The organism is Subtercola endophyticus (assembly GCF_021044565.1).
GTDB lineage: Bacteria > Actinomycetota > Actinomycetes > Actinomycetales > Microbacteriaceae > Subtercola > Subtercola endophyticus.
Genome location: NZ_CP087997.1, coordinates 3137200 through 3150544, shown reverse-complemented (window position 1 = coordinate 3150544; position 13345 = coordinate 3137200). Strand labels below are relative to the sequence as shown.

The 13345-nt window shown below is 66.7% G+C and carries 13 protein-coding genes; 11 read left to right on the top strand and 2 right to left on the bottom strand.

Annotated elements, in window-relative coordinates:
• Nucleotides 1-26: 26 nt before the first annotated feature.
• Together LQ955_RS14620 and LQ955_RS14615 are read left to right on the top strand one after the other, a co-directional pair.
• Nucleotides 27-1082 carry a hypothetical protein gene (locus LQ955_RS14620; protein ID WP_231025234.1) on the top strand — a complete coding sequence of 352 codons (1056 nt, stop codon included), beginning with the start codon at nt 27-29 and terminating at the stop codon, nt 1080-1082.
• Nucleotides 1083-1249: 167 nt separating this feature from the next.
• On the top strand, nt 1250-1894 hold the full coding sequence (locus LQ955_RS14615; RefSeq protein ID WP_231025233.1) for an HAD-IA family hydrolase: 645 nt from the start codon (nt 1250-1252) through the stop codon (nt 1892-1894).
• On the opposite strand, the gene idi is transcribed toward LQ955_RS14615, so the two are convergent.
• Complete coding sequence (gene idi, locus LQ955_RS14610) at nt 1875-2414, bottom strand: isopentenyl-diphosphate Delta-isomerase (protein WP_231025232.1); 540 nt, start codon at nt 2412-2414, stop codon at nt 1875-1877. The genes LQ955_RS14615 and idi overlap by 20 nt on opposite strands.
• A gap of 124 nt (nt 2415-2538) precedes the next feature.
• Here idi and LQ955_RS14605 point away from each other — a divergent pair, with 124 nt between their 5' ends.
• The 6 genes from LQ955_RS14605 (at nt 2539) to LQ955_RS14580 (ending at nt 8179) form a co-directional block, all read left to right on the top strand.
• Entirely contained in the window at nt 2539-3609 is a 1071-nt protein-coding gene (locus tag LQ955_RS14605) for a polyprenyl synthetase family protein (RefSeq protein WP_231025231.1), read from the top strand.
• Nucleotides 3606-4535 carry a phytoene/squalene synthase family protein gene (locus tag LQ955_RS14600; RefSeq protein WP_231025230.1) on the top strand — a complete coding sequence of 310 codons (930 nt, stop codon included), beginning with the start codon at nt 3606-3608 and terminating at the stop codon, nt 4533-4535. Before LQ955_RS14605 ends, LQ955_RS14600 begins: the two co-directional genes overlap by 4 nt.
• A 101-nt stretch (nt 4536-4636) precedes the next feature.
• On the top strand, nt 4637-6631 hold the full coding sequence (gene crtI / locus LQ955_RS14595) for a phytoene desaturase family protein (protein WP_231028159.1): 1995 nt from the start codon (nt 4637-4639) through the stop codon (nt 6629-6631).
• Nucleotides 6631-7002: a lycopene cyclase domain-containing protein gene (locus LQ955_RS14590; RefSeq protein ID WP_231025229.1), complete on the top strand. Its 372-nt coding sequence runs from the start codon at nt 6631-6633 to the stop codon at nt 7000-7002. Before crtI ends, LQ955_RS14590 begins: the two co-directional genes overlap by 1 nt.
• Nucleotides 6999-7316: a lycopene cyclase domain-containing protein gene (locus LQ955_RS14585; RefSeq protein WP_231025228.1), complete on the top strand. Its 318-nt coding sequence runs from the start codon at nt 6999-7001 to the stop codon at nt 7314-7316. The genes LQ955_RS14590 and LQ955_RS14585 overlap by 4 nt, the downstream gene beginning before the upstream one ends.
• Complete coding sequence (locus LQ955_RS14580; RefSeq protein WP_231025227.1) at nt 7313-8179, top strand: prenyltransferase; 867 nt, start codon at nt 7313-7315, stop codon at nt 8177-8179. The genes LQ955_RS14585 and LQ955_RS14580 overlap by 4 nt, the downstream gene beginning before the upstream one ends.
• Here LQ955_RS14580 and LQ955_RS14575 read toward each other — a convergent pair.
• Nucleotides 8169-9500, bottom strand: coding sequence for an MFS transporter (locus tag LQ955_RS14575; RefSeq protein WP_231025226.1), 1332 nt, complete (start codon nt 9498-9500; stop codon nt 8169-8171). The genes LQ955_RS14580 and LQ955_RS14575 overlap by 11 nt on opposite strands.
• A gap of 204 nt (nt 9501-9704) precedes the next feature.
• On the opposite strand from LQ955_RS14575, the gene dnaK reads away from it, so the two are divergent.
• The 3 genes from dnaK to LQ955_RS14560 are packed head-to-tail and all read left to right on the top strand — an operon-like array spanning nt 9705 to nt 13286.
• On the top strand, nt 9705-11573 hold the full coding sequence (dnaK, locus tag LQ955_RS14570; RefSeq protein WP_231025225.1) for a molecular chaperone DnaK: 1869 nt from the start codon (nt 9705-9707) through the stop codon (nt 11571-11573).
• Nucleotides 11574-11575: 2 nt separating this feature from the next.
• Nucleotides 11576-12289 (top strand): nucleotide exchange factor GrpE, encoded by a 714-nt coding sequence (locus tag LQ955_RS14565; protein ID WP_231025224.1) that lies wholly within the window; start codon nt 11576-11578, stop codon nt 12287-12289.
• Entirely contained in the window at nt 12282-13286 is a 1005-nt protein-coding gene (locus LQ955_RS14560; protein ID WP_231025223.1) for a DnaJ C-terminal domain-containing protein, read from the top strand. The genes LQ955_RS14565 and LQ955_RS14560 overlap by 8 nt, the downstream gene beginning before the upstream one ends.
• The last annotated feature ends 59 nt before the right edge of the window (nt 13287-13345 follow it).

Below are 13345 nucleotides of genomic sequence, written 5' to 3'. Positions count from 1 at the left end.
TCGGCAGCCCGAGAGACAATGGGTGAGTGCCCGAAGCCGACGCCGCCCGCCTGAAACGGGTGGCGTATGCCCGAGACAGCTCCGACGACGAGCGGATGCTCGCCCTCGCCACCCTCGAACAGCTCGCCGCTGACGCCGTCGTTGCTCACCGCGCGGCCGAAGCCCGCTCGTCGGCAGACGCCGAGCGCCGCGCGCGCCGCGCTGCCGAGCGTCTGCGACGCCTCAGGATTCTTCGCACCACCGCCATCACGGCCGCCGTCGCCGTTCTGATCGGTTTCGGCGTGACCGCCTACGCCACTTCGGGAGGGCCGGGCGGCTCACTCGCGGGCTCGGCGTCGGCGTCGCCGAGCGGCGCGCCCAGCGGCGGCTCGGGTAGCGGCAGCGGCAGCAGCGGCGGCACCGGCGGCACGGGCACAGGGCTGGCCGGCAACGGCAGGAGCACGGGCGCCTCGAGCTCGTACGGCATCGGCGGCGACTCGGCGAATTCCGCCGGGGTCGGGGCGGCCGGCGACAGCACGGGCCTGGGCTACGGGCCCTCGGGATCCGGCGCCCTGAACAGCGACGGAGCGAGCACCAAGTACTCGAACGCCACACAATCGGTCACGAGCGATCCCGACCCCACGAGTGCCACGGGGAGCGGTTCAGAGCGCTTCGGCTCAGACGGCTCCTCGCGGTCGCCGCTGGGAGGTAGCGCCGCCATGTCGCCCGCGCTCATCTTCACCGTCGCGCAGACGGCGGCCGATCATCCGGCCGTCGCGATTCCGGGCGACACCGTCGAATCCACCTACCGGCTGCTGAGCCGCGGTCAGTACACCCCCGGCTCCGCCTACGCCGCCCTCTCCCCCGACGGACGCATCTGCCTGGTCGTGTTCGGCGGCGATGCCGACTTCGGCGAGACCTGCCAGAGCGTGCTGCTCACCCTCAGCAACGGGCTGCAGGCGGGTGTGACGAGTTCGACGAACCTCAACCCGCGGTCGGGATCGCAGCTCGTGACGGTCGTGCACTTCGCCGCCACCTGGAACACCGACGGCACCTTCGCACTCGCCGTCACCAACCCCCCTTCCTCCCAGCCCGCCGGCTGACGCGTGGCGCGCGCGTAGCCCGCCGGGTGACGAGTCACGCGCGCGTCACCCGCCCCCACTCGTGCCCCGCCGCCATGCATCGACGCACCATCACCCGTTCGCGCCGCCGCCCGCCCGCCCGCCCACCTCCGCGCCCCCGCCCCACCCTGCCGCGATAGCCTCGAAGGGTGACCACCACCCGATCCTTCGCCGCCGCCCTGTTCGACATGGACGGCACCCTCATCGACTCCACCCCTGCCGTAGACCGGTCGTGGACCCGCTGGGGCGAGGAGTGGCAGATGGATCCCTCCTTCCGCGTCGGCATGCACGGCCGCCCTGCGCGCCAGATCATCGAGGCGCTCGTGCCGCCCGAGCAGGTGGAGGAGGCGTTCGAACGGGTCGAGCAGCTCGAGCTGGCCGACGTCGACGACATCCTCGTGCTCGACGGCGCCACCGAACTACTGGCGGCCCTTCCCGACGAGCGCCGGGCCATCGTGACCTCGTGCACGCGCCGGCTCGCGGCCGCGCGTATCGCGGGGTCGGGCATCCCGGCGCCCCGCACCGTCGTCACCATCGACGACACCTCTCGCGGCAAGCCCCACCCCGACCCGTTTCTCGAAGGCGCCCGGCGCCTCGGGGTCGACCCGCACGACTGCGTGGTCTTCGAAGACGCCCCGGCTGGGCTCGCCGCGGCGAAGTCGGCCGGATGTTTCACCGTCGCCGTGGTCGGCACTCACACTCGCGCAGAACTCGACGCCGACCTCGTGGTCGACCGCCTCTCGGAGGTCGTCGTCACTCTCACGGCGCAGGGCTTTACGCTGACAGCGCCGTAAGCGCGACCAGCTGCGGCAGCTGCAGTGTGAGCCACGGGCTGAACGCCCACGGCGTGGTCTCGATGGCGGTGAGCAATGCGTCGAGCTCGACCCACTGCGTCTCGGCCACTTCGTCGGGGTTGGGCAGCAAGGCATCCGTCACCGTGGCGATGTACACGGGGCAGATCTCGTTCTCGACGACCCCGGATGCGTCGACGGCGCGATAGCGAAAGTCGGGCAGCGCGAGCTCGACCGTGGCCAACCTGACCCCGAGTTCGGCGGCAGCGCGGCGACTCACCGCCGAGGCGATGGCTTCGCCGGGTGCCGGATGCCCGCAGAAAGAATTGGTCCAGACGCCCGGCCACGTGCGCTTCGCCAGCGCTCGTCGCGTCACCAGAATGCGCCCCGCCTCGTTGAACACGTGACACGAAAAGGCCAGGTGCAACGGGGTATTTGCCGTGTGCACCAGCGCCTTGTCGGCCACCCCGATGGGCTCGCCGTCTTCGGAAAGAAGCACCACTTGTTCTCGTACCAGCGTCATGAGGCTCCTCTCGCGATTAGACAGCCTGCTGAGCATTACCATCCAGCACAGCAGGTCGGCGCCGCCATTGCAAGGGCTTGACCGCCTCCCGCTCAGTTCGAGTCTCGTGGGTTACGCTCGCACTGTGGACCCTTCAGACCTTGCGGTTGCCGCAGAGCGCAGGCAGAACCAGGTCGACGCTGTGCTCGATCGCTTCTTCGCCCTCTCGAAGGTGCGGGCCGAAGCGGTCGGCTCGCAATACCTGACGCTGTGGCAGACCCTCGAGCGCAACACCTCGGGCGGCAAGCGCTTTCGGCCGTCGATGGTCATGGGGGCCTACGAGTCGCTCGGCGGAACGGATTACGAAGCCGCGGCGCACATCGGCGCCGCATTCGAGCTGCTGCACACGGCGCTCATCGTGCACGACGACGTCATCGATCGCGACTTCATTCGCCGTGGTGGCGTCAACGTCTCAGGCGTCTACCGCGACTTCGCGCAGACCGCGGGTATTCCGGTGCCCGCGGCCGAACACCGCGGGCTCTCGGTGGCCGTCATCGCGGGCGACCTGGCACTGTTCAACGCCTTCCGCATGATCGACAAGGCCGGCGTCGCCGACGCGATGCGCCAGCGGCTGCATGACATCTTCGACGAAGCCATGTTCGCCTCGGCGGCGGGAGAACTCGTCGACGTCGACTTCTCTCAGCTCAAGTCCATGCCCACGGTCGACGAAGTGGTCGACATGGAGCGGCTGAAGACGGCCGTCTACTCGTTCCAGGCCCCGCTCGAAGCCGGCGCCGTGCTCGCCGGGGCATCCGACGACGCGGTGCGGTCGCTTGCGGCGTTCGGCAGCTACGTGGGCATCGCCTACCAAATAGTGGATGATCTGCTCGGCGTCTTCGGCGACGAAGCCGCCACCGGCAAGACGACCATCGGCGACCTGCGTGAGGGCAAACGCACCGTGCTCATCGCGTACGCGTCGGGTCGCCCCGAGTGGATCGAGATCTCCCGCTGGCTCGGGCTGCCCGACCTGACCCGCGCCCAGGCCGGGGTGGTGCGCCGGGAACTCGAAGAGTGCGGTGCCCGAGCCTATGCCGAGGGCCTTGCGCGTGACTTCGGCACCAAGGCGCTGGCCGAGCTCGACTCGCCCGCCCTGCCCGACACGGTTCGCGACGAATTCCGCCCGGTGCTCGACTCAGTTCTCGACAGGGTGCGATGACGTCTGCTGCCCGCTCGCTGTACGACATGGTCGCCGCCGAGACCGCGAGCATCGTCATCCATCGGTACTCCACCTCGTTCGGCCTGGCCTCGCGGCTGCTCGGCAGAGACGTGCGGCAGCATGTCGAGAACATCTACGCCCTGGTGCGCCTGGCCGACGAAGTGGTCGACGGGGTTGCCGCCTCGGCGTCGCTCTCGCCCTCGGCGATAGCCCGGCTGCTCGACACCCTCGAGGCTGAGACGCTCGAAGCGATCGAGGTCGGCTACAGCACGAACCTCGTCGTGCACGCCTTCGCCCTGACCGCCCGCGAGGTGTGTTTCGGAGCCGAGCTTGTGGCGCCGTTCTTCGCTTCGATGCGCGCCGACCTGACCGAGATCGAGCACACGCCCGAGAGCTTCGACCGCTACGTGTACGGCTCTGCAGAGGTGGTGGGGCTGATGTGCCTGGCTGCATTCCTGCGCGGGCATATAGTTCCGGATGCCCGGCGGGCCGCTCTCGTCGACGGAGCCCGGCACCTCGGCGCCGCGTTCCAGAAGATCAACTTCTTGCGCGATCTCTCGGCCGACTTCGCGGGGCTCGGGCGCAGTTACTTTCCCGGGGTCAACGTCGCTACCTTCAGCGAGGGGGCGAAGTCGGCCATCCTCGACGACATCGACAACGACCTGCGCATCGCCCGTGCGGTGCTGCACGATCTGCCAGCATCCAGCAGACGGGCGGTCGCCCTCGCTCAGGGGTTGTTCGATGAACTCACCACGAGGTTGCGGTCGACACCGGCCTCGGTGCTGGCCGAGACGCGCATCAGGGTGCCCAACCCCGTGAAGCTGCGCATTGCGGCCTCGGCCGCCGCAGGTCGGCTGCCAAGACAGCCCCCGCAGCACCTGGCACCCGGCCACCCGAACCATCCCCCGACCAAGGAGCCCGTGTGAACCCCGACGACGAGATGCCGTTCGACGACGCAGAAACCGTCGAGATCACGCGGCTGACGGAGTTCGCCGAGGCCACGGGCCCCGAGTCGTCGTTCGATTCGATGCTGGGGGGCGCGAAGCCGCACGCCGTCGTGATCGGTGCCGGCATCAGTGGTCTAGCGGCAGCCGGCCTGTTGGCGCGCGAGGGCTACCGCGTCACCGTTGTCGAAAAGCGCGACCAGGTGGGCGGCCGCGCCGGCCTGTGGGAGAAAGACGGCTTTCGCTTCGACACCGGGCCCTCGTGGTACCTCATGCCCGAGGTGTTCGACCATTTCTACCGCTTGATGGGCACCACGGCGGCCGATCAACTCGACCTGCAGAAGCTCGACCCCGGCTATCGTGTGCACTTTCAAGACGAACACAACGCCATCGACATCGCGGCGTCACGTGATGAGAATCTCGAGCTCTTCGAGTCGCTCGAGCCCGGCTCCGGCGTGCGCATGGCGGGGTATCTCGACTCGGCAGCCGAGACGTACATGCTCGCCAAGGAATATTTCCTCTACTCCACTTTCGAAGACCTGCGCCCGTTGCTCAAGGGTCCCGTCGCCCGGCGGTCGCCGCGCCTAGTTCGGTTGCTGGTCGAGTCGCTCAACAGCTTTGCTGGGCGAACGGTACGCGATCCCCGGCTGCTTCAGATCTTGGGGTACCCGGCCGTGTTCTTGGGTTCGTCGCCGTATTCCACACCGAGCATGTATCACCTGATGAGCCACCTCGACCTCGATGACGGGGTGCTCTATCCGCAGGGCGGGCTCAACCGCGTGATCGAGACCATCACGCAGCTGGCCATCGAGGCCGGCGTCGAAATCGTGACGGGCGCCGCCGTGAGCCGCATCGTGACGACCGACGACGAGGCAGAGGCGGTGGCGGCAGCACCTCCGGTGCCCGCTCCCGGACCCTACGACTACGACACGCACGAATTCGATACGAACGTCATCGACCGTGACGAGCTGCGCCGCGTGCTCGAGGGCGAGGTCGAGTACGACGCAGTGCGGCACGGCGGTGCTGCGTCCACGACGCAGCCGGCGGTCGCGGGCGGCTCGAGTTCGGGGGGCCCGGCAGGGTCCGCTGCGAGCACAACGGCGGGGTCGACGACCGGGGGCGAGGGCACCACGAAGAGCCGTGCGGTACCGGCCCGCGTTTCGGGCATCCAGTATCTCGATGACGCGGGAACGGCGCACTCGCTCGACGCCGACATCGTGGTCGCCGCGGCCGACCTCGAGCATGTCGAGACGACGATGCTGCTGCCCGAACTGCAGACCTACCCGGCGAGCTACTGGGCGAAGAAAACGGCCGGCCCGAGCGCCGTGCTCATCTACTTGGGGGTCAGCGGCGAGCTGCCGGAGCTGCTGCACCACACGCTGTTCTTCACGAAGAGCTGGAAAGAAGACTTCACGAAGATCTTCGGCAAGACGGGAATCGCCGGCCTGGGCAAGCGCGGCGAGACGTCGGTGCCGAGCCCCGCCTCCATCTACGTCTGCCGCCCGAGCGCGACGGATGCCTCGGTGGCACCCGAGGGTTCTGAGAACCTGTTCGTGCTCGTGCCGATTCCGGCGGATCCAGGCATCGGACACGGCGGCGAAAACGGCACGGGCTCCCCCCAGGTCGAAGCCATCGCCGACGAAGCGATCGCGCAGATCGCGAGCTGGGCGGGCGTTCCCGACCTCGTCTCGCGCATCACGGTGCGCCGCACAGTGGGCCCCGCCGACTTCGCCTCCGATCTCAACGCCTGGAACGGCACGGCCCTCGGCCCCGCCCACACCCTCGGCCAGAGCGCCTTCTTCCGCGCCGGAAACGTGAGTAAGAAGGTGCAGGGCCTCTATTACGCCGGCGGATCGACGATTCCGGGCATCGGCCTGCCGATGTGCCTCATCAGCGCCGAGCTCGTGATCAAGCGCCTGCGCGGCGACACCTCCACCACGGCCCTGCCCGAGCCCCCGCTCTCGCCGCGTCCCGCGCCAGACCAGCCGCCCTCCGCCGCGCCGGCCACCCCCACCCCGCCTGCGGCGGCGCCCGACTCGGCCGCCACCCCCACCTCCGCCACCCCCGACTCCGCCTGATGGCCGTGCTCTACCTGCTCGGCCTGCTCGTGGCGCTCACCGGAATGGTCGCGCTCGACCGCCGGTTTCGCCTCTTCTTCTGGGCCGACGCTCGCCGGGCAGCCATCGTGCTGGTGGTCGGGGTGCTGTTTTTTCTCGCCTGGGACGTGTCGGGCATCGGCCTGGGCATCTTCTTTCGCGGCGAGACCTCGTTCATGACGGGCATCCTCGTCGGCCACGAGCTGCCGCTCGAAGAGCTCTTCTTCTTGACCCTGCTCTGCTACCTCACGATGAACCTGTTCGCCGCGGTGAGCCGCATGATCGGCAGCCGCCGAACGGGCGCGACCACCAGCACCGGCACGAATTCGCGCACCCCCGGCGGCGACGCATGACCTACTGGGGCCTGAACGCCTTCTTTCTCGCCGCCGCCGTTCTGCTGGCGGTCGTCGCCCGCATCGTTCGCCGTCGCCCACGGATTCTGCCGCTCGTGGTCACCGCGATCATCCTGCTCGTCATCACCGCCGTCTTCGACAACGTGATGATCTCGATCGGCCTGGTGGGATACAACCGCGCCCTCATCTCGGGCGTCTTCATCGGCGTCGCCCCGCTCGAAGACTTCGCCTACGCGTTGGGCGCGGTGCTTCTGCTGCCCGCTCTCTGGGCGCTGTTGCCCGCCCGCGACGGCAGCCGCAGGGAGAGAAAATGAGCAAGCTCGGCGAGGTACTGCTGTCGTCGCGGCCGCTGTCGTGGGTGAACACGGCGTTTCCGTTCGCCGCCGGCTACCTGCTCACCACCCGCGAGGTCGACCTCACTTTCGTTCTCGGCACTCTCTACTTTCTGATTCCCTACAACCTCGCCATGTACGGCATCAACGACGTGTTCGACTACGAGTCAGACCTGCGAAACCCCCGCAAGGGCGGCGTCGAGGGTGCGGTGCTCAGCAAGCGCCTGCACCGGCCCATTCTCATCGCGGCGGCCGCCACGAACATCCCGTTTCTGGTCTACCTCGTCATCGTCGGCTCGCCGCTGTCGTGGCTGGTGCTCGCCGTCAGCGTGTTCGCCGTCATCGCCTACAGCGCCCCGCGACTGCGCTTCAAAGAGCGCCCATTCGTCGATTCGCTCACCTCGAGCACCCACTTCGTGAGCCCCGCCGTCTACGGCCTGGTGCTCGCCGGCGCCACCTTCACCCCGGCACTGTGGGCCCTGCTCGTGGGGTACTTTCTATGGGGCATGGCCAGCCACGCCTTCGGTGCTGTGCAAGACATCGTGGCCGACCGTGAGGGTGGCATCGCCTCCATCGCCACGGTCATCGGCGGCCGGATGACCGTGCGATTCGCCTTCGCCGCGTACCTTCTCGCGGGCATCCTCATGCTGTTCACCGCCTGGCCCGGCCCGATCGCCGGGCTACTCGCGCTGCCCTACGCCGCCAGCGTGCTGCCGTTCTGGTCGATCACCGATGCGGATGCCGAACACGCCAACCGCGGATGGCGCCGTTTTCTCTACCTGAACTTCATCACGGGTTTTGTCGTGACCCTCTTGCTCATCTGGTACTGGCTGCTCACGAGTTGATGCGGATCGCCTTCGCCGAAACCGGAATGAGCACGGCGAGCCCGACGGCGATCACCAGCACGATGCCGAGGATGCCCCAATACTGCGCGCCGCCGATCGACACGAAGATGGCGAAAGCGGTCGGCGCGAGGAACGTGGCCGCCTTGCCGGTGGTCGCGTAGAGGCCGAAGATCTCGCCCTCACGGCCCGCCGGAATCATGCGGGCCAAGAACGACCGCGAAGCCGACTGCGCGGGGCCGACGAACAGGCACAGCGCGAGCCCGAAGATCCAGAACGCGGTCTGCCCGGCGTCGTGCAAGAAGAACACGGCCAGACCGCAGATCACCAGCCCGATCAGCGCGGCGACGATCACCGGCTTCGGGCCGACCCGGTCATCCAGCCGGCCGACCACCACGGTCGAGATGCCGGCGGTGACGTTGGCCGCGATGGCGAACACGATCACCTCGGAGGGCGAGAAGCCGAAGGTGCCGGCAGCCAGCACGCCGCCGAACGTGAAGACGCCGGTGAGGCCATCCCGAAACACCGCGCTGGCGATCAGAAAGTAGAGCGTCTGCCGGCTCTCGCGCCAGAGCCGGGCGATGTCGCGGCCGAGCCGGGCATACGAGGCGAAGAAGCTGACCTTTTTGCGCGCGACCGCGGCGGGCGCGTGATATTCGGGAACCGCGAGCAGAACCGGCAACGCGAAGATGCCGAACCAGATGGCCGCGATCAGCATCGACACCCGCACCGAGAGCCCGTTCGCGCTCGTCACACCGAACAGCCCGACATCCGGGTGGATGAAGCCGAAGTACACGATCAGCAGCAGCACGATGCCGCCGAAATAGCCCATCGACCAGCCGAAGCCGCTGACCTTGCCGATGGTGCGCCGGGTCGAAACGCTCGAGAGCATCGCGTTGTAGTTCACCTGCGCGAACTCGAAGAACAGCGTGCCGGCTGCCAGCAGCAGCAAGCCGAGCCAGAGGTAGTTCGGCGACGCCTGCACGAAGAACATCAGGGCGAGAATCACCACGACGATGTAGCTGTTCACCGCCAGCCAGAACTTGCGCCGCCCCGACGCGTCGGAGCGCTGCCCGGTGATGGGTGCCAGGAGGGCAACCAACAGCCCGGCGACTCCCAGCGTCCAGCCGAGTTGTGCCGACACGAAGGTCTCGTCGCCGAACGGGTGGCTGGTGCTGTTGCCGGTGAGGTACACGGTGAAGACGAACGTGGTCGCCACTGCGTTCAGGGCGGCGCTGCCCCAATCCCACAGGCCCCACGCGAGCACGCGCGAACGCGGAATGATGGTGGTGGGCTCAGCCGATTCTGCCGCCGTTGCTGTCATGAGCACACAGTACCGGCGGGGGGTAAACCGGAGGTGTATTGAAAGTTGAGTCGATAACACTCAAGTTTTAGCATTTCGACTTGACACCAGCGGATGCCCGAGTAAACTTGAGCCTATAAGACTCAACGTTAGGCCCATCGGGTTGACAACGCCTGAGTCTGATGCATCTTTAGCCGGCCGTCAGGCCAAGAAGGAGTAAAGCACATGGCTCGTGCCGTAGGAATCGACCTCGGAACCACCAACTCGGTTGTATCCGTGCTCGAAGGTGGAGAACCCACCGTCATCGCCAACGCGGAGGGTTTTCGTACCACTCCGTCTGTCGTCGCGTTCACCAAAGACGGCGAGGTGCTCGTCGGTGAGACCGCGAAGCGCCAGGCCGTCACCAACGTCGACCGCACCATCTCCAGTGTGAAGCGCCACATCGGCACCGACTGGACTGTCGCCATCGACGACAAGAAGTACACCCCGCAAGAGATCTCGGCGCGTATTCTCGCCAAGCTCAAGCGCGACGCAGAGTCGTACCTCGGTGACAAGGTCACCGACGCCGTCATCACCGTGCCCGCCTACTTCGGCGACGCCGAGCGTCACGCCACGAAAGAGGCCGGCGAGATCGCGGGTCTGAACGTTCTGCGCATCATCAACGAGCCGACGGCTGCCGCGCTCGCGTACGGCCTCGACAAGGGTAAAGAAGACGAGCTCATTCTGGTCTTCGACCTCGGTGGCGGTACCTTCGACGTGAGCTTGCTCGAAGTGGGCAAAGACGACGACTTCAGCACCATTCAGGTTCGTTCCACCGCGGGCGACAACCGCCTCGGTGGCGACGACTGGGATCAGCGCATCGTGGACTACCTGGTCAAGCGCTTCAAAGACTCGACCGGTGTCGACGTCTCGAACGACAAGATCGCCAAGCAGCGCCTCAAGGAGGCCGCAGAGCAGGCGAAGAAGGAGCTGTCGGGGTCACTTTCGACGAGCATCCAGCTGCCCTACCTCTCGCTCACCGAGAGCGGCCCGGCGAACCTCGACGAGACTCTCAGCCGCGCCAAGTTCGAAGAGCTCACCGCTGACCTGCTGGCCCGCACCGAGAAGCCGTTCCAAGACGTCATCAAGGAGGCCGGTGTTTCGGTCGCCGACATCTCGCACGTCGTTCTCGTCGGTGGCTCCACTCGTATGCCCGCCGTCGTCGCTCTGGTCAAGAAGCTGACCGGTGGCCGCGAGCCGAACAAGGGTGTCAACCCCGACGAGGTCGTGGCAGTCGGTGCCGCACTGCAGGCCGGCGTGCTGAAGGGCGAGCGTAAAGACGTTCTGCTCATCGACGTCACCCCGCTGTCGCTCGGCATCGAGACCAAGGGCGGCATCATGACCAAGCTCATCGATCGCAACACCGCCATTCCCACCAAGCGCAGCGAGACCTTCACGACCGCAGACGACAACCAGCCGTCGGTGGCCATTCAGGTCTTTCAGGGCGAGCGTGAGTTCACTCGTGACAACAAGAACCTCGGTACGTTCGAGTTGACCGGCATCGCGCCGGCTCCGCGGGGTATTCCGCAGGTCGAGGTCACCTTCGACATCGACGCCAACGGCATCGTGCAGGTGTCTGCGAAAGACAAGGGCACCGGCAAAGAGCAGACGATCACCATCACCGGTGGTTCGAGCCTGTCGAAAGACGACATCGCCCGCATGGTTCGCGAAGGCGAAGAGCACGCGGCCGAAGACAAGAAGCGCCGTGAGGCCGCAGAGGTTCGCAACACCAGCGAGCAGCTCGCGTACTCCATCGACAAGCTGATCAAAGACAACGAAGACAAGCTGCCCGAAGACGTCAAGACCGAGGTGCAGGCCGATGTGGATGCACTGAAGAGCGCCCTCGCAGGCGACGACGACGAGGCGGTCAAGACCGCGTTCGACAAGCTCAACGAGAGCCAGTCGAAGCTCGGCCAGGCCATCTACGCCAACTCGCAGGCCGAAGAGGCCGCTGCGGCGTCTGCCGGTGAGCAGCCCGCAGAAGAGGCACCCTCTGACGAGGATATTGTTGACGCAGAAGTTGTCGACGACGAAGAGTCGAAAGAGCAGAAGTAACAATGGCCGAAGACGAATCAAAGCATGGCGGTAACAACCACGGCGACGAGGAGTCTGACGGCTTGCAGAACCCGACCGGGTCTGGTGCAGATGCAACAGACCCGGTGACGGGTGAGTCAGTCAGTGACGCGGAGTTCATCGAGGCCGAAGGCCCCGATGTCGAGACGCACACTGCCGAAGACGACGACGAAGGTTATTCCGAAGCAGCAGGAGAAGGTGAGACCGTGGGCGAGGGCGAGTTGAATGACGACGACCTCAGTTTTCTCGAGGCCGTGAGTGCCGGTGAGACCCAGGACTCCGACCTGGCTGCCGAGCGTCTGGCCGACTTGCAGCGGGTGACCGCCGAGTACGCGAACTACCGTAAGCGCACCGAGGCCAACCGCGAGATCGAGCGTGAGCGCACGGTCGGCGAAGTGGTCAAGGTTCTGCTGCCGGTTCTCGACGACTTCGACCGTGCCGAAAAGCACGGCGACCTCGCCGAGGGTCCGTTCGTCTCCATCGTGGCGAAGCTGCGGGTCGGCGTCGAACGCTTCGGCCTGACGCCGTTCGGCGCCAAGGGCGACATGTTCGACCCGCAGATCCACGAGGCGATCTTTCAGCAGCCCAGCGCTGATGTGCAGATCGAGACCGTGGCAGATGTGGTCGAGACGGGGTATTACCTCGGGTCGTCATTGCTCCGTGCGGCCAAAGTCGTCGTAGCGGTGCCGAATGGCTAGCCAGGATTGGTTCGATAAAGACTTCTACAAGGTGCTCGGGGTGTCGAAAGACGTCACCGAGGCCGACCTGAAGAAGCAGTATCGAAAGCTGGCGCGGCAGTTTCACCCGGACTCCAACCCCGGTGACGCATCGGCCGAAGCGAAGTTCAAGGAGATCAGCGAGGCCAATTCGGTTCTCTCCGACCCCGAACAGCGCAAAGAGTACGACCAGATTCGCGCGATGGGTTCTGGTGCTCGCTTCACGGCGGGTGGCCAGGGCCAGTCGGGCGGGTTCGAAGACGTCTTCGGCGGCATGTTCGGTGGTGGCGGAGCCCGGGGCGGCGGCGCGAGCAACGCCAACTACTCGTATCAGCAGGCCGGTTACGACGACCTGCTCGGCGGCATGTTCGGCGGCAGCCAAGGCTTCGGACAACCCAGCGGCGGCTTTCGCGGTTTCGGCGGGCCGACCAGGGGGCGCGACATCAGCGCCCGCACGACGGTCGACTTCGTCACCGCCACCAAGGGCGACACCATCAAGCTGCAGACGTCTGAAGGTGGCACCATCACGGTGAAGATTCCCGCCGGCGTCTCCGACGGGCAGAAGATCAAGCTGCGCGGCAAGGGCGAGAAGAGCCCCGACGGCGGCGAGACCGGCGACATCGTGCTAACAGTATCGGTGCGCAAGCACCCGGTCTTCGAGCGCGACGGGCTCAACCTGCGAGTGAACGTGCCGGTCACGTTCGTCGAGGCGACGCTCGGTGCGACCATCGAGGTTCCGACGCTGGGAGGCGACCCCGTGAAGCTGCGGGTTGCCGCGGGCACCCCCAGTGGGCGCGTTCTGCGCGTCAAAGGCCGGGGCGTCGAAACAGCGAAGGGCACGGGCGACTTGCTCGCCGTCGTGCAGGTCGCGGTTCCGTCGCACCTGTCAGATGAGGCGCGCGAGGCCCTCGAGGCCTTCCACGCGCTCGAACCGAACGAGAATCCGCGGGCCGAACTGCTCGCGAAAGCACACGAGTAGAAATGGACGAGGGCGGTCGCCGTGCTGGCACCGCCGAGCATCCGGAACCCGGCGAACCA